Source organism: Spirosoma panaciterrae DSM 21099 (assembly GCF_000374025.1).
Lineage (GTDB): Bacteria > Bacteroidota > Bacteroidia > Cytophagales > Spirosomataceae > Spirosoma > Spirosoma panaciterrae.
This window is the reverse complement of sequence record NZ_KB893173.1, coordinates 22,199-38,974: the sequence shown is the minus strand read 5'-3', so window position 1 is coordinate 38,974 and position 16,776 is coordinate 22,199. Positions and strand designations below refer to the sequence as shown.

Annotated in this window: 12 protein-coding genes; 9 read left to right on the top strand and 3 right to left on the bottom strand. The window is 48.2% G+C overall.

All coding sequences use genetic code 11. From position 1 onward, the window contains the following. Nucleotides 1-292 precede the first annotated feature (292 nt). A complete protein-coding gene (locus tag B153_RS0103490) occupies nt 293-3,289 on the top strand; it encodes a PD-(D/E)XK nuclease family protein (protein WP_020595277.1) in 2,997 nt (998 codons plus the stop codon). A 202-nt stretch (nt 3,290-3,491) separates the two neighbouring features. On the opposite strand, the gene B153_RS0103480 is transcribed toward B153_RS0103490, so the two are convergent. Next, complete coding sequence (locus tag B153_RS0103480; protein ID WP_026261883.1) at nt 3,492-5,324, bottom strand: acyl-CoA dehydrogenase; 1,833 nt, start codon at nt 5,322-5,324, stop codon at nt 3,492-3,494. A gap of 154 nt (nt 5,325-5,478) precedes the next feature. Between B153_RS0103480 and B153_RS0103475 the strand changes: the two genes are divergently transcribed. The 4 genes from B153_RS0103475 to B153_RS0103460 all read left to right on the top strand — a co-directional run bounded on the left by B153_RS0103475 (nt 5,479) and on the right by B153_RS0103460 (nt 10,030). Next, nucleotides 5,479-6,009, top strand: a complete 531-nt coding sequence (locus tag B153_RS0103475) for a DUF2911 domain-containing protein (protein ID WP_020595274.1) — start codon at nt 5,479-5,481, stop codon at nt 6,007-6,009. Between the two features lie 320 nt (nt 6,010-6,329). After that, nucleotides 6,330-7,208 carry a hypothetical protein gene (locus tag B153_RS0103470; protein ID WP_020595273.1) on the top strand — a complete coding sequence of 293 codons (879 nt, stop codon included), beginning with the start codon at nt 6,330-6,332 and terminating at the stop codon, nt 7,206-7,208. Between the two features lie 90 nt (nt 7,209-7,298). After that, complete coding sequence (locus B153_RS0103465; RefSeq protein WP_020595272.1) at nt 7,299-9,254, top strand: sialate O-acetylesterase; 1,956 nt, start codon at nt 7,299-7,301, stop codon at nt 9,252-9,254. Nucleotides 9,255-9,361: 107 nt separating this feature from the next. Continuing rightward, nucleotides 9,362-10,030 (top strand): hypothetical protein, encoded by a 669-nt coding sequence (locus tag B153_RS0103460; protein WP_020595271.1) that lies wholly within the window; start codon nt 9,362-9,364, stop codon nt 10,028-10,030. A gap of 97 nt (nt 10,031-10,127) precedes the next feature. Here B153_RS0103460 and B153_RS0103455 read toward each other — a convergent pair whose 3' ends face one another. After that, the gene (locus B153_RS0103455) at nt 10,128-10,502 is read right to left on the bottom strand and encodes a co-chaperone GroES (RefSeq protein ID WP_020595270.1); all 375 of its coding nucleotides are present in this window, start codon (nt 10,500-10,502) and stop codon (nt 10,128-10,130) included. 123 nt (nt 10,503-10,625) lie between these two features. After that, nucleotides 10,626-10,838: a membrane protein insertion efficiency factor YidD gene (gene yidD / locus B153_RS34565; RefSeq protein WP_040760781.1), complete on the bottom strand. Its 213-nt coding sequence runs from the start codon at nt 10,836-10,838 to the stop codon at nt 10,626-10,628. Between the two features lie 166 nt (nt 10,839-11,004). On the opposite strand from yidD, the gene lgt reads away from it, so the two are divergent. The 4 genes from lgt (at nt 11,005) to B153_RS0103435 (ending at nt 16,704) form a co-directional block, all read left to right on the top strand. Continuing rightward, nucleotides 11,005-11,850 (top strand): prolipoprotein diacylglyceryl transferase, encoded by an 846-nt coding sequence (gene lgt, locus B153_RS0103450; RefSeq protein ID WP_020595269.1) that lies wholly within the window; start codon nt 11,005-11,007, stop codon nt 11,848-11,850. Between the two features lie 152 nt (nt 11,851-12,002). Continuing rightward, entirely contained in the window at nt 12,003-14,186 is a 2,184-nt protein-coding gene (locus B153_RS0103445) for a S9 family peptidase (protein ID WP_020595268.1), read from the top strand. Nucleotides 14,187-14,256: 70 nt separating this feature from the next. Next, a complete protein-coding gene (locus tag B153_RS0103440) occupies nt 14,257-15,918 on the top strand; it encodes a M1 family metallopeptidase (RefSeq protein ID WP_020595267.1) in 1,662 nt (553 codons plus the stop codon). A gap of 156 nt (nt 15,919-16,074) precedes the next feature. Next, nucleotides 16,075-16,704 (top strand): hypothetical protein, encoded by a 630-nt coding sequence (locus B153_RS0103435; protein ID WP_020595266.1) that lies wholly within the window; start codon nt 16,075-16,077, stop codon nt 16,702-16,704. Nucleotides 16,705-16,776: the final 72 nt, after the last annotated feature.

Here is a 16,776-nt window from a genome sequence, read left to right as displayed (position 1 = left end):
TACAAACTAATGTAGTCCCTAAATAGTAACCCTATTAACGAAACGAATTGCTGGCCTAGTGTAATTGTCAGCTTAGCTTAAATTGCTAGAACCGCAGGGCACCTCGTTCGCTTTTGGGTATTCAACTCCATCGGCAAAATTCATTTTATGGGGGCATCTGTAAGCCAACGGCTTATGGGTTTTGTGTTGGTTTTTCAGCAAATTGTCGGGCTGTTGGACTCGGAATCGGTCGATGGTGGGTTATCTTTACTAATGGGTTGCCTGGTTCAGCCCGTTATGTACGCACCGACTCATGACATTTCTTCAGCAAACGGCCCAGCGAATTTTTGAAACCCACGGCCCCAGCCTGAGCGATGTTTGGGTGATTTTACCTACCCGTAGGGCGGTTTCCGTTTTTCTGGACGAGCTGGCATCGCTCTCCGATCGGCCCTTCCTGGCTCCCCATGCACTGGCTGTCGATGATTTTATCACTCATGCCGCCGGGGTTCAATTGATCGATTCGGTAAGTTTGCTGTTTGAACTGTATGACGTCTTCAAAGTCATTGACCCACAGGTTGAGTTTGAGCAGTTTATTGGCTGGGCATCCGTGTTGCTGGCCGATTTTGATCGGATCGATCAGTACCTTATCGATACCCAGGAGTTATTTAGTTATTTGACGGCTGCCAAAGCGCTGGAGCGCTGGCAGGTCGATCGGCCCTCATCGGCGAAACCCCTCATCGAAACACCCGGTACGTCCCGCTATTTCAAACTGTTCGAAAATCTGCATATTGCTTATGCCAATCTCCATACCCGATTGGGTGAGCAGCGATTAGCCTATCGGGGGATGGCTTATCGAATCCTGGCGCAAAACGTTGATACGTTGATACGGGATAATCTGGCTTATGAGCGACTCTATTTTGTTGGGTTCAATGCGCTTAGCCGGGCTGAGGAGCAGATTATTCGGGTACTGATCGATGCGAAGAAAGCTGAACTGATCTGGGATGCTGATCAATACTACGTAGCCGACTGGCGGCAGGAGGCAGGTGAGTTTCTGCGAAGATACCGGGATAATGGCTGGTTTTTCTCCAAACAGAATCGGGAAGACCTGGCTCAGCTATCGGATAACCTGCTCAATTCCGAAAAGAACATTCGGATTGTTGGGGTGCCCAATGCCAGCATGCAGGCCAAAGTAGCCGGAAAAATTTACAGTGATTGGCAGGAGAGCCGGGCAAGAGGAGTCGGAACTAAAACCGCAATCGTACTGGCCGATGAAACGCTGCTAATCCCGGTTCTATATGCGCTGGACGAAAAAGTGACGGATCTGAACGTAACCATGGGGCTGTCGCTACGTTCGTCGCTGCTCTTTACACTCATCGATACGCTGTTCGAAATGCAGCGAACGGTGCATGACTTTCGGACGAAAGAGGGCCGGGTGTTTAAGTACCACCATCGGCATGTGGTGAAGCTGCTGAATCACCCGTTTGTCAAGCAGTATGAGCGCATTAAAGGGCTTATGTGGCCCGGTCAGCTACTTGAGTCGGGCGAGGAACTGCCTCCCGAACCCCTGTTTCAGTGGATGGCCAAAGAAATTGTTCAGAACCAGCGGGTCTATCTGACCGAGAGCGAACTCAGGATGCTGGGGCAGAACGACCCGCTCGTACAGGTTATGTTTGCTCGATGGCCTGAAAATGAACCCATGCAGGCTGTTCAGGTTTTTTACGAATTGGTCGAACGGCTTCGGGATGTATATCGGGTAAGTCAGGATGCTATCGAAATCGAGTACCTGTATCTGTTTTTTACCCTGCTCAAGCAACTCGAAACTACTCTCGAACGGCAAATGGAAGAGGGTAAGGGGCTGAAAGGGTCGCCTTCTTCCCAGACAACGGTTACCGTGCGAAGTTTTCGTACGTTTTTGTATGAGTTGATTCGGCAGACAAGTATTCCGTTTACCAGCGAAGGCAAGAGCCAGTTGCAGATTATGGGGATGCTTGAAACACGGGCGCTCGACTTTGATCGAGTGATTATCCTGTCGGTCAACGAAGGCGTTTTACCACAGGCTCGTCGGCTGAATTCATTGATTCCGTTCGATATTGCCGCTGAACTGAAACTGCCGACCTATCGGGAGCAGGAAGCCGTAATGGCCTACCACTTTTACCGACTTCTCCAGCGAGCGAGCGATATTGTGCTTTTGCATACCACATCAACGGATGCGTATGGAAGTAGTAAAGGTGAGCCAAGCCGTTTTATCCGTCAGCTCGAGCATGAACTCGTGCCTGCTTCTCAGGGGCGTATCCGGCTAAGTTACCCAGCGGTGCGCTTTGGTAAGGCTGGGGCGAGTACCGTGGCCGATCTGACCGATTTGCGTGTTCCTAAAACGGCCGCCATTCGCAAACAGCTTATTACCATGCTGACAACGAAAGGCCTGTATCCGTCTTACCTGAATCAGTTTATCAGCTGCTCCATGCGATTCTATTTCAGCCGGATCGTAAATATTGCCGAAGAAGAGGATATTGAGGAAAAGATGGGAGCTGCTGAGTTTGGAAGCTGGCTACACATGGTGCTGGAACGATTGGACAAAGAATACCGGCTGAAATCGCGACCTATCGACGAAGCTATAATCAGGCATCTGCTGGAAGAGGAATTTGCTATAGCAATGAAGGGGCGGGTAATCGAATCCGGTATGAACTTGCTGTTGTATGAACTGGCGCAAAAACTCATGCTCGATTTTCAGCGTGAACAGAACAAACTTACGGGCCTAACGGTGATTGCTACCGAACAGACACTGGAAACCCATCTGGATGTTCCTCTTGACAAGGGGGTGTCTATTCGGGTGCGCATTGCCGGAAAGGTTGACCGGATCGAACAATACGACGGACAGATTCGGATTGTCGATTACAAAACCGGCCGAGTCGATCTGGCTGATAAAACCCCACCCGATTTAACGGAAAAGTTATTGAAAGATGGGCGGGAAGAAAAAATGCGCCAGTTGTGGATGTATCGCTATCTGGCGCTCAAAAATATCAGCCAATGGGGGGGATTGCCTCGTGATAAAGCGAAAAAAGAGCTATTTCCGGCGGGTGGAATGCCGGTTGAAGCCGGGTTTTATTCGTTCCGTGATTTGAACGGTGGGTTTAAAACCAACCCGGTCCGATTCGGTGCCAACGATGAACCTGGTCAATACATTGCTGATTCGGAACACATTTTACAGCAGCTCATCCGGCAGATTCTGGACCTGAATGAGCCATTCCGAAAAACGGATCGGCTCGAAACCTGCCAATACTGTGACTTCAAGGGGATCTGTGGACGCTAATGTCGTGGTGGAATTGAAATTTGATAAAACCAACTGTGGCTAGCTTCAAATCAGTATTTGGTCAGTTCATCAGCCGTATTTAAAAACTGGTAAAGCAGGGGGCTAAAGCTCAAATTACTGAACGGATGTAAAAAGATCAACAGCCCGGCCACAACCATAAACTGGGTGTGGCCGGGCTGTTGATAGACAGGAGAACGGTGACTTATAAGGCTAGCTCTTTCTCTGTAACAATGGTCAGAACTTCGGGGTCTTTTAAGCGAACAGCTAATCCAAGCGTTTTGGGGACTTCGTAATGGAAATAGTATTTCATCGTATGAATCTTGCCTTCATAAAAAGCTAGTTCGTCGCCTTCGGGATTTTGGGTCAGAAGAGCCTGTTTGGCAACTAGTGCCTGCTTGAGCCACTGCCAGGCTATCACTACAATTCCAAAGAATTCGAGGAATAAAGTCGCATCGGATAGATACCGTTCTATGTTCCCCTGCTGGGCATAAGGCAGTAGGCTGGCTAATACGTCCTGAGTACGTTTTAGCTCATTGGTCAGCAGGTCGGCATAGGGTTTCAGGTCATCGTAGGTGCTGGCGACGCCTATGGTTTTGCTTATTTCGGCAAAGAGCAATTGGGGAGCTTTGCCACCTTTCATGGTCATTTTCCGGCCAAGCAGATCCTGAGCCTGTATGCCCGTTGTTCCCTCATAAATTGGCGTGATACGAATGTCGCGGTAAAGCTGCTCAACCGGGAAGTCTTCGGTAAAGCCATAACCGCCAAACGTTTGCAGGCTCTGGCTAACCGACTGTACGCCCATTTCAGAAGGAAAGGATTTTGCAACGGGCATCAACAAATCGAGGAGCAAAAAGGTGTTCTCTTTCTCTTCACCCTCCGTTACTTCATGGAGATCATAAAGTCGGGCGGCCTCAAGCAATAGGGACAGAGACCCTTCGGTAACCGCTTTCTGAAACAACAGCATCCGACGGACATCAGGGTGATTGATGATCGGGATTTGGGGAGAGTCCAGATGGTTTTTCTCATTCAAACGACGGCTTTGTGGGCGCTCTTTCGCATATTGAAGAGCCGCATAATAGGCCGCCGTCGCAATGGCAGTTGCTGTCATACCGACACCAATACGGGCTTCATTCATCATCTGGAACATGTAGGATAATCCCTGGTTAGGCTGCCCGACCAGATACCCGATGGTGTCGTCGTTCGAGCCCATAGTCAGGTGCATGGCCGGAACCCCTTTCTGTCCCATTTTATGGTAAACCCCGGTTGAGGTAACATCGTTGTCGACAAAATTACCCTGGTCGTCCAACCGATACTTAGGCACAACAAACAGGGAAATGCCTTTGGTACCTTTGGGCGCTCCATCGATCCGGGCCAGCATCAGGTGAATGATATTTTCAGAGGCATCATGGTCACCCGCCGAAATAAAAACCTTTTGCCCTTTGATCCGGTATACGCCCGACTGGCTAGTTGCCGTGGAATCGTTAGTGGTTAGTGGGGTGGCTGTTGTCGTAACATCTGACAGCGATGATCCGGCCTGAGGTTCTGTAAGCGCCATGGTGCCCTGCCAGGTTCCTGACAGCAAATTGGGCACATAAGTGTCGATTAAGGCAGGCGATCCAAATGAGGTGATGAGATGGGCGGCCCCCGAACTGAGTCCTGTGTACATCATACCGTTGTTGGCCGCCATCACAATAAAGCCGACGGAAGAACAGATCATCTCGGGCAATTGCTGACCTCCGTGCTCGAATGAGAATCCGGCACCAATGAGTCCGGCTTCGCCCATGGCTTTGAGGTACGCCTTAATCTGCGGATGTACCGTTACCCTGCCCTCTTTAAGTTCTGGCTGATTTTTATCGACTTCTTTCAGGTATGGGTACATTAGGGTGTCGGCAATGTAAGTTGCCGAGTCCAATACCATGTTAAACGTTTCACGGTCGTGGGCGCTGAAATAATCGTATTGGGTTAGTTCGTCTGCTTTAAATACTTCGAACAGTAAAAACTGAAGATTACGTTTACTAAAATAGGTAGTTGCCATGTTGGGCCTTCGGATTAGATAAATAGTCAGATAATTGACCATTGGCAGGGATAAAAATACCAACTTTTGGCCTACATTTTGTACCGTGGTCGAAAAACTATCGTTTACTGTAGACTGTTTATAAAAGACAGTTAAATTACTTACCAAGTTAACCATGAAAAAACTATTTGCAGTATTTGCACTCTTGCTGGCTACGGTTACGTGGGCACATGTTCAGGCTCAGGCACCGGCTAGCCCCAAAATGACCGCTGAAAGCCCCGACAAAAGCATTAAGGTTGTGTATGGACAGCCATCCAAAAAAGGGCGCGTCATCTTTGGCCCTGAAGGCTCAAGTAGCCTTGAAAAATATGGAAAAGTGTGGCGAACCGGAGCCAATGAAGCGACGGAAGTTACCTTTAAAAATGATGTGATGTTTGGTGGTAAAATGGTAAAGGCCGGTACCTATACACTCTTTACAATTCCAGGTGAGAAAGAGTGGAGTGTCATTTTGAACAGCCAGCTCGGCCAGTGGGGCGCGTACGATTACGATAAAATTAAAGGCAGCGATGTAGCGGCTATCAAAGTCCCTGTTTCGATGAATAAAACACCGATTGAAAAATTGACCATTACGCCAGCGAATAGCAGCATTGCTATTGCCTGGGATAACATGACCATTTCGGTGCCCGTTATGAAACATGGCTCCTAAAAACAGTCTGTCTGTGAAAAGGTTAATCAGTTTTTTGTAATGAAAACCCAGTTTTAAAAACTGGGTTTTTGCTTTTTACACAATAGCATACGGGTCAAAATAGCGTAACGGCTTAAGCTATTCGCTCGGTGGTTTTATGGTCGAAATGAATAATTTAATGAGTTGTCTTTAAGTAGGTATTGTTCAGAAAAGATAGGGCGGTCGATGCGCGCAGGTACGTTTAATAATTTTAATCGTTTTTTATAAAAAAAAGTGTTGTAAGTGATTAACAAACAAATGTTTATCACGTTATTTGCGATACCATCTAACCAGAACCCCGTATGATAAAACACTACTTACTGTATGTACTGCTCGGCCTGGCCGTACTACCTGTTTGTGGTCAGGGGGTAACTGACTATTATCGGTTGCCCGAAAACGGGCAGCAATACAAACGATTAATGAGTCGTTATGGAGGGCCGCAGATACGCGACCGCTGGTATGTATCTCTCGAAAGTTTCGTCCGGACGGACCGGGCACACCTCGATAATTCGTTGAATGGACTTATTCAGAGCGATCCGGTGGGTAAAGTAAACTGGGGTGTTTTATTGGGATGGGCCTACCACGAACGCTGGATGGTGGAAGGTGGCTATTCCCGTATGCCAATTCATTCACAAATGTCAATAAGTAATACAACCCCTGGGGTTTCATTTCGCTATTCAAATGATCAGAATGCGTTTGTACTGCGAGGTAAACATCTGCTCGTGTCGACCAGCAAGCCCTGGCTCCGATCAGGCTTCTGGTTAAGCGGAGGTATGTGGGTAGTACCCAACACAATCCAGCAGGATGGCGTTGTATCGATAACAACTGGCAAACGATACTCAGGCCGGTGGGAAGCTCCCGAAACGTTTCAACTGACTACACAGACCACAACAAACGCCCAAACGGCAACTCTGGCCGAACTCGGTGCTGAATACAATGTCCGCTTATCCAATGCAGTGGATTTGGGCTTGTCGGTTCGCAAAATATGGGGGCTGGCCAATTCGGTAACCACCGATGTAACGTATACCGCCAATCGTTCAGTTGCCCAACAGGCTCAGTTGCAGGGAGCAGGTTCAGGAATGAGTTATGGGGTTACACTGCGCTATAATTTTGCAGTCCGACGGGCCCTGTCAAATGTTCTGGAAGTTCAGGGGAAATCAAAGTCAAGTAAGATTCGCTAAGCAACGAACCAATCTATACTTATAGAAGTAGGCGGCCAGTAAAGCCGCCTTTTTTATGCATCCTGATTCTATTCCTTAATCTTTACGTAGATGAAACGTTTTGCTTTGTGGGTTTACCTGGTCACTATGTTAAGTGTGCAGGCCGCGTTGGCTGATGTCCGGTTACCCAATGTTTTTGGTTCGCACATGGTTCTTCAGCGCCGAAAGCCTGTACCGATCTGGGGCTGGGCCGATCCTGCCGAAAAAATTACCCTGACGTTCAACGGACAGACAAAAACAGCTAAGGCCGATAAAGAGGGTAAGTGGAAGCTTTTGCTTGACCCCATGGAAGCTGGTGGCCCGTACCAACTGATTGTAAAAGGAAAGAAAAATACACTTACCTACGATGATGTAGTATTGGGTGAGGTTTGGATTTGCTCGGGGCAGTCGAATATGGAATGGCCACTACGGGCAGCCGCGAATGCAAAAACCGAAATTCCCGTTGCCAACTATCCGAATATCCGACAGCTTTTGGTGAAAAAAGATATGAGTCTGACGCCAAAAGACAATATAGAAGGCAATTGGGATGTTTGCACGCCCGAAACGGCCCCGAATTTTACGGCTGTCGGCTATTTTTTCGCCAAACAAATTCAGAAAGAGCTGAACGTTCCCATTGGTTTGATTAACACATCCTGGGGTGGCACTCACTCCGAAACCTGGACCAGCCGGGAGGCTCTTAACCAGCATGATGAACTACGACTGGTTGCCAGTAAACTTCCGGCTACTTATGAAGAGGTCATCAAAAGCGGCTCTGAGCGCACGCAGAAGCTCATTGCATTGCAACAGGGCGGCTTACCTACGGCTGCCGAAATTAGGACCTGGCCCGATCCTGCCCTAAATACATCGCAATGGAAGTGGATGGATGTACTGGGCGACTGGGAGTGGAAAGGATTGCCTACTCTGGATGGCGTTGTCTGGTTCCGTCGGGAGGTAGTCATTCCTGAAGGCAGTGATCTTAAACGAATGAAATTGCAATTCGGACCTGTCGACGATCAGGATTCTACGTACGTAAACGGTCAGCTTGTTGGATCGGGTAAAGGGACATCACCGAGGTCATATGCTATACCGGATGGGTTGCTGAAACCAGGTCGAAATGTGATTGCTGTGCGGGTACTGGATACGGGTGGAGCGGGTGGTTTGATGGGCGAAGCCGAACAACTTCGATTAGCGGGCGAGTCGGTGTTGATTCCATTGGCCGGAAACTGGCAGTATCGGATTGCTTCGGTGAGCGAATCGTCGTACAAACCAGGCCCCAACACCTACGCTACCCAGTTGTTCAATGCTATGCTGAATCCATTAATCCCATACGCCATTGCCGGAACCATCTGGTATCAGGGTGAATCAAACGCCGGACGGGCCTATCAGTATCGGAAATCGTTTCCGCTGATGATTCAGGACTGGCGGAAACATTGGGGGTATGACTTCCCCTTTTTGTTTGTGCAACTAGCCAGCTTCAATGCCTCGAATGGCGATAGCCGGAAAGGAAGCACATGGGCCGAATTGCGCGAAGCACAAACCCTGACGCTTCAATTACCCAATACGGGTATGGCGGTGACGGCCGACATTGGCGAACGGTCAGACATCCACCCGAAAAATAAGGAGGATGTAGGCAAGCGATTGGCCGCCGAAGCCATGCGAATCGCTTACCAGAAGTCGGGGATAAGTGCCGGCCCTATGTTTGATAAGCTGACCGTAAACGGCGATAAGGTTACGATTCGCTTTCAGAATGCAGGAGATGGTTTGGTGGTAAAGGATAAGTACGGCTATCTGAAAGGGTTTGAAGTGGCTGGTGCCGATCAGAAATTCTATTATGCGAAAGCCGATGTTCAGGGGAATACGGTGGTGGTGCATGCCGATTCGGTAACGACTCCCGTAGCCGTCCGATATGGCTGGGCCGACGACAACGGAGATGTGAATCTCTACAATCGGGAAGGTTTTCCGGCGGTACCATTTCGAACCGATACCTGGAAAGGAATTACCGAAGCCGCTAAATTTGGAGAACAATAAGTTCATCAATTTATACCCGATAACAAGCTATTCGTGTAGTTGCTGTTTTTTTGCTGGAAGTTATGCGTTTCTATATCTGTCGAATAGTACTAGGAGTTCTGTATTTGATGGCCACAAAGGTTATGGCTCAGGTTGAGTATGGTTACAGCCGTACCATTCGCATTTATGCGCCGAATTTTAAGCCATACAATGATGTGGAAGGCTCCCCATTTATACCCGGCGATAGTGTTCAGAACGGTTGGCTGGTATACGGTCAGAAGCGGGTAGCGGCTCGGCTGCGGTACAATAGCTATTCGGGCGAAGTCGAGTATGTAGAAGGCGGCAAAGTACTTACCCCGGTCAATTCGGTAGCTGAATTCGGTATTGTTACTGACGATACCCTGCGCTTTCGTAGAGGGTTTCCGTCAGTAGCCACCTGGTCGCCAATCGATTTTTATCAGCTCGTTTATGACGGCCGACAGACAAAGCTGCTTAAACGGATTGTATCGGTTGTCAAAACGAATACCGAGACTATGGCGAATGATTTTGGTAAGAAACGATTCGAACAGCATGAAGACTACTTTATCTGGACGGCATTGGCAAAACCATCCATAGATACGTACGTTGAAAAACTGTCGGACGGTGATATGAAATCCGTTGTTCTCAACAAAAAGTCATTGCTGAATACATTGCCACAAAAGGCCGATCAGATAAATGCGTATCTGACTGAGCAGAAAATAAAACTCAGGTCCTGGAAAGAGTTTGCTGGAGTGTTGAAATACCTGGATACGCTCTAATTCGAAACCAGGATTGGGTAGCTAATTGAAATAACCTGATTTTGTCGGATAAGCTGCTGACAAAATCAGGTTATTTCGGTAAATAGGGTAATTCTGGTTAAAGATCTTCCACCCGTTCCAGCATCAGAATAGACGATTGCGGAACGATGACATACTGCTCCCCTTCATATTGTACGTCAATGGCGTTGCGTTGCAGGTATATGGCCAGGTCGCCTTCCTGTGCCTGAAGGGGCATATATTTTACCTTTTCTTCGGTGTCTTTCCAAGGCTCATCTTCGGTTGGTACAGGAATTGGGTAACCTGGGCCTACTTTTATGACATAGCCAGCCTGTACCTGCTCTTTTTCCTGAACAGTAGGAGGTAAGTAAAGGCCACTGACGGTGCGGTCAGTAGGGTCTTTGGGTTTGATCAGTACGCGGTCCCCTACAACAATAAGGCGTTTTAATTGATTATCGGCAGTGATTCCAAGCATGTGTTTCAGTCAATAGAAGTCAGTCAATATCGGTTTCTGGGTATTGATTATCGGCAAAGGCAAAAATCGGGCAAGTTGCGTAAATGCGTCAAAATGTCAGCCAGCTTCAAAAAAAGCCAACCATCAGGGAACAGGATCATAGCCGTGCCCTCCCCAGGGGTGGCACCTGCCAATGCGTTTCAGGCCAAGCCAGGTACCTCGTATAGGCCCATGTTTACGAATGGCTTCAATCGTATATTGGGAGCAGGTTGGCGTATACCGGCAGGCATTAGGGAAATAAGGTGATACCACGGCCTGATAAACCCGAACCAGCCCAATTAAAAAAGATGTTATCATATACGCTTAAACAGTAAAACGGTCAAAAACTTTCCCGCAATATGTATCTTTGCCGCAGATCGTTAGTAGGTTTGCCGTTTTAGGTTTCGAGTTTACGATCGGCTGAGCGGCTGATTCGGTGATAATGAAAAACCTGAAACCCCTAATCTGAACCGTTTTTCTTTCTATGCTTCAATACATTATTTGGGAAGTTAATCCCGAAATTTTCCACATTGGTTCATTCTCGGTGCGTTGGTATGGCTTGCTGTTTGCACTGGGGTTTCTGATCGGTATGCAGATCATGAGCTACATCTATAAAAAAGAGCATAAGCCGGTTGCCGATACCGATACGCTGCTGATTTACATGGTAGTAGCTACTATCCTGGGTGCCCGAATTGGCCATTTTCTCTTTTATGAACCAGAAGTTTTACTGCATCATCCCTTAACCGTTATTACACCACCTTTTGCAGGACTGGCCAGTCATGGAGCTACGATTGGTATTCTGACCGGACTTTGGCTGTATTCGCGTCGGAAGCAAAGTCGGTTAACGAATCAGACCTTTTTGTGGGTGACCGACCGAATCGTTATTGTGGTGGCACTGGCTGGGGCATGCATTCGGTTTGGTAATCTGATGAACTCCGAAATTGTAGGGCGTCCAACCGATGTGCCCTGGGCCTTTGTCTTCATGAATAATAACGAATACGCCAAAATACCCCGCCATCCGGCTCAACTGTACGAATCGATTTCGTGTCTGATCCTGTTTTTCGTACTCTTGTGGTTCTGGAATCGAAGCAAGGAGCGTACTCCGCGAGGAAGCATGCTGGGTATTTTTCTGATCTGGGTGTTTAGCCTGCGGTTCTTCTACGAATATCTTAAAGAAAATCAGGTCGCTTTTGAAGACAACCTACCCTTAAATATGGGGCAGTGGTTGAGTATTCCGGCGGTATTGATGGGTGTTTATTTCCTGATTCGTAGCTACCGGACCCCCGTGGTTGTGCCTGATTCTGAAAAACCGAAGCCGATAGAATCCTGATTCCTGACGAGTTTGACCGTTGCAGCGATACGGCCGGAGTAGCACTCCGGCCGTATCGCTGTTTTTGTGCAATCGGTTACCTGACGCATTTTGAGCCGTATCGGAAATCTGTGTATTTTTGGAGATTACTGACTGTAAATCACACTTCATCTGTGAAATCAACACCGGGCATTTATTGCTACTTTTTCATTGCTTTAGTAGGTTATTTATCGACCAACACATTGCGGGCGCAGGTCCCTGGTCGTCAGATTCATTGGTCGTCCGATGGGAATGCATACATCACCCTGGAGCAGGGTGATGTAGTAAGGACAGACATTCGAACAGGTAGTAAAGCAGTACTTTTAGCCAAAGCTAAACTACAATGGCCCGGTCGTGGGCAGACGACCCCTTTTGCCGATTTTACCTTCTCCGACGATAGCAGCAATGTACTTCTTTTTACCAATACCGCTCGGGTCTGGCGCTACAACACGCGTGGAGATTATTATTTGGTAAATCGGGTATCGGGTGAGGTGCGGCAGCTTGGAAAGGGGCGGCCGTCACAATCACTAATGTATGCCAAACTGTCGCCCGATGGTCGAAACGTAGCGTATGTCAGCGAGCATAACCTGTTTGTGGAGGATGTAGCGACGGGTAAAATACGTCAACTTACAGCTGATGGAACCCGTAAACGCATCAACGGGACTTTCGACTGGGCCTATGAAGAAGAGTTTGGCTGCCGGGATGGTTTTCGGTGGAGTCCTGATAGCCAGTATATTGCTTATTGGCAGGTCGATGCCACCGGCATTCGCGACTACCTGATGCTCAACACGACCGACTCAGTGTATTCGCATGTTGTCCCGGTCGAATACCCCAAAGTAGGGGAGGCTCCGTCGCCAGCCCGGATTGGTATCGTATCTGTATCGGGAGGCTCCACCAACTGGCTGGCTATTCCGGGCGACCCACAGCAGCACTATTTACCCCGAATGGCGTGGACTCCGGATGGCAGCGCCCTGATCGTGCAGCAACTGAACCGCAAGCAAAATGAAAGTAAATTGCTGGTCTGTTCACGAACAGGACAGTCGATAACCCCGATCTATACCGAAACCGACAAAGCCTGGATCGACGCGAAAGATGATCCGGGAAGTTGGGAATGGGTAGAGGCAGGAAAAGCGTTTGTGTGGCTTTCGGAAAAAGATGGCTGGCAGCATCTGTACCGAATCAGTGCTGATGGAAAGAAAGAAACGTTATTGACACCGGGTTCGTATGATGTTGCCAGTATTAGTCATATCGATGAGCCAGCCAATCTGATTTACTTTATTGCATCGCCACAGAATACCAATCAGCGGTATCTGTACCGTGCCCGGCTGGATGGAAAAGGGAAAGCCGAACGGGTAACCCCCGCTGATTTGACGGGTACGAACAGCTATGTCATATCTCCCAATGGCCGACTGGCTCAGCATACGTTTACCAATTACCAGACCCAGCCCTTTCGTGTGTGGGTGACCCTGCCTGACCATAAACCTGTAAATGGTTCGAATGGCCTGAAGATCAATACGACTCCGAAGCCTAACGTTAACTTTTTTACCGTCACGACCGAGGATGGCGTAACGTTGGACGGCTGGATGGCAAAACCCTTAGATTTTGACAGCACCAAAAAATATCCGGTTGTTTTTTACGTCTATGGCGAACCGGCCAGTAGTACAGTAAATGATGTATTTTCGGTAGGGCAAAATCGGCTTTTCAATGGCGATATGGCCAAAGCAGGTTACCTCTATGTAGCACTCGATAATCGGGGGACACCTAATCTGAAAGGGGCTGCCTGGCGCAAGTCGATTTATCGGCAAATTGGTCGTCTCAACATCCGGGATCAGGCCATGGGGGCCAAAAAACTGCTGAGCCAGCATGCCTACATGGATACCAGCCGGGTCGCCGTATGGGGATGGAGTGGGGGAGGTTCCACAACCCTGCATCTGCTTTTTCAGTATCCCGACATCTATAAAACGGGGATTGCCATTGCGGCCGTTGGGAATCAGTTGTTTTATGATAACATTTATCAGGAACGGTACATGGGGTTACCGCAGGAGAACCGCGAGGATTTCGTGAATGGATCGCCGGTGACCTATGCCAAAAATTTGCGGGGAAATCTATTGTATATTCATGGCACTGGCGACGATAATGTGCATTACGACAACGCTGAGGTGCTCATCAACGAACTGGTGAAATACAATAAGCAGTTTCAGGTAATGCCTTATCCCAACCGAACGCATAGCATTTCGGAGGGCCCCGGTACCAACCTGCACTTACGAACCCTGTATACCAATTACCTGCTGAAATACTGCCCTCCCGGTCCTCGTTGAGGCAATGAACTGGAAAGTTCCGGATGAAGCATTGGTATTTAGGAGGGTGGTTTTCAGAAAAGGATGATACATGCAACAAACTACGATTAATCGTTCAATACTATTCCGGCTGCTGATGTTCGGCCCACTCCTTTTGCCGCTCTTTTCATCGGCGCAGCGTATGGAATTTACGCACGATGATACGCTGCGTGGGTCGATTACGCCCGAAAGAGCCTGGTGGGATCTTACCTTTTACCACCTTAAGGTTCGTGTACAGCCTACTGATAGTACGCTGATCGGTTCAACAACGATAAGGTATCGAGTGCTGAAGGCTAATAAGGTTATGCAGGTTGATCTGCAACGACCACTACGCATAACCCGTGTGGAGCAGGATGGCAAACCGTTATCCGTTCGGCAGGATGGCAATGCCTGGTTTGTGACGCTGTCGAAACCGCAGACGCCGGGAAAAAACGAATCGATTACGGTGCACTATTCGGGCAAGCCACGCGTGGCCAAACGTCCACCCTGGGATGGGGGGATGGTCTGGAAACACGATAAAGCGGGCAACTGGTTTATCGCTACAGCCTGCCAAGGATTGGGAGCCAGCGCGTGGTGGCCCTGCAAAGACCATATGTACGATGAGCCTGACTCGATGGCAATCAGTGTAACCGTGCCCGAAGATCTGACGGATGTATCGAATGGACGACTTCGGCAGGTAACGACCAACCCCGATCACACCCGCACCTTTGATTGGTATGTGCAGAATCCCATCAACAACTATGGAGTCAATCTGAACATCGCACGTTATGCGCATTGGGAAGAAACGTACGCGGGTGAAAAAGGACCACTTTCCCTGAATTACTATGTATTGCCCGAGCATCTGGATTCGGCAAAAGTACAGTTTCAGCAGGTGCCTAAAATGTTGAAAGCGTTCGAATACTGGTTCGGGCCCTATCCATTTTATGCAGATGGCTATAAACTGGTCGAGACCCCTTACCTGGGCATGGAACATCAAAGTTCGGTAACCTACGGTAACCATTTTCGAAATGGTTATTTAGGGCGTGACCTATCCAGAACGGGCTGGGGCTTAAAATGGGATTTTATTATCGTTCATGAATCAGGTCATGAGTGGTTTGCCAACAACATAACCTACAAGGATATTGCCGATATGTGGATTCATGAGAGCTTTACCAATTATTCGGAGAACCTATTTACCGAATACTACTACGGTAAAGACGCTGGGGCGCAGTATGTAGTCGGCTGTCGGGCCAACATCCGCAACGACCGACCGATCATCGGTATTTACAACGTCAACTACGAAGGCTCGGCAGATATGTACTACAAAGGCGGAAACATGCTCCATATGATCCGGCAACTGGTTGGCGACGATGCGAAATGGCGGCAGCTCCTGCGGGGTATGAACAAAACCTTTTACCATCAGACGGTGACGAGTGCTCAGATTGAACAATACATGATTCAACAAACGGGATTGAATCTGAAGCCGGTTTTTGATCAGTATCTGCGCGATGTTCGCATTCCCGTACTCGAATACAAACTGGTGGCCGGAGGAGTGCAATACCGATGGGCAAACTGCATTGCCGGATTTTCGATGCCGGTTCGGGTGTGTTACAATGAAACCGGACCCTTTCAGCAGCTACAACCAACTACGCAGTGGAAAACGATTTCGGTCAAAGAAATTACTTCGCTGTTGCCCGATTCAAACTACTATGTAAACTGTAAGCGTGTTGAGTAGGTGTAATCAGACGAGTACAAACAACTGGACAGACAATAGCGGGTTAATTCTGGATTAAATCCGAATTACGTTTACTCAATAGATTCGCTTTCGTATTGGTTAAAACCGTAGCTTTCTGTTCATTAAACCTTTACCCCATTCTTATCTATTTTGACTATGAAAATAAATCGACATTGGTTATGGGCCGGATTGCTGCCGGTGATGTTGGTGGTGGGTTGTGGCGGAAGTAAAGAAAAAGAGGAAGAAGAAAAAAAAGATGACGAGTCAGTTTCGGCAATAGGAGCCGTTGGGGCCCTAAAAGAAATGGCATCGAAGGCGGAAGAGTTGCAGAAAAACGGACCTGTCGAAACCGTCGATTTCCGTAAGTTGAAAGAGCTACTCCCGGCTGATGCCGATGGACTACCTCGTAAAGAAGCTACCGGGGAGAAAAATGGCGCGGCAGGCATGGTAATTTCAACGGCCAATGGGAAATATTCGAACGACGACGGTAGTGAAAGCATCGAACTATCCATTGTCGATGGAGGAGGGTCGGCCATGATGATTGGTCTGGCCGCCTGGTCGATGGTCGAAATTGATAAGGAAACCGACAATGGGTATGAAAAAACAAGTACGATGGGCGATAATAAGTCGTATGAGAAGTACGATAACGCCAGCAAAGATGGGGAAATAAACGTGCTCGTAAATAAACGATTTATTGTCTCGGCAAAAGGACATGGGGTGAGTATGGATAAGCTGAAATCGGTTCTCGAAGACCTCGATCTCGATAAGGTGGGTGCCCTCAAATAAGGTATCACTTGTATTATACAAATCAAAAAGGGTAGGTTTGATTCGCGTCAACCTACCCTTTTTGTATCCTAT

Excerpts from the sequence above, each read along its gene's own strand:
- B153_RS0103440 (WP_020595267.1), top strand. The coding sequence starts at position 14,257 with ATGCAACAAACTACGATTAATCGTTCAATACTATTCCGGCTGCTGATG.
- B153_RS0103480 (WP_026261883.1), bottom strand. The coding sequence starts at position 5,324 with ATGGCAACTACCTATTTTAGTAAACGTAATCTTCAGTTTTTACTGTTC.
- B153_RS0103455 (WP_020595270.1), bottom strand. The coding sequence starts at position 10,502 with ATGCTTGGAATCACTGCCGATAATCAATTAAAACGCCTTATTGTTGTA.
- B153_RS0103475 (WP_020595274.1), top strand. The coding sequence starts at position 5,479 with ATGAAAAAACTATTTGCAGTATTTGCACTCTTGCTGGCTACGGTTACG.
- B153_RS0103460 (WP_020595271.1), top strand. The coding sequence starts at position 9,362 with ATGGCCACAAAGGTTATGGCTCAGGTTGAGTATGGTTACAGCCGTACC.
- B153_RS0103490 (WP_020595277.1), top strand. The coding sequence starts at position 293 with ATGACATTTCTTCAGCAAACGGCCCAGCGAATTTTTGAAACCCACGGC.
- yidD (WP_040760781.1), bottom strand. The coding sequence starts at position 10,838 with ATGATAACATCTTTTTTAATTGGGCTGGTTCGGGTTTATCAGGCCGTG.
- B153_RS0103465 (WP_020595272.1), top strand. The coding sequence starts at position 7,299 with ATGAAACGTTTTGCTTTGTGGGTTTACCTGGTCACTATGTTAAGTGTG.
- lgt (WP_020595269.1), top strand. The coding sequence starts at position 11,005 with ATGCTTCAATACATTATTTGGGAAGTTAATCCCGAAATTTTCCACATT.
- B153_RS0103435 (WP_020595266.1), top strand. The coding sequence starts at position 16,075 with ATGAAAATAAATCGACATTGGTTATGGGCCGGATTGCTGCCGGTGATG.
- B153_RS0103470 (WP_020595273.1), top strand. The coding sequence starts at position 6,330 with ATGATAAAACACTACTTACTGTATGTACTGCTCGGCCTGGCCGTACTA.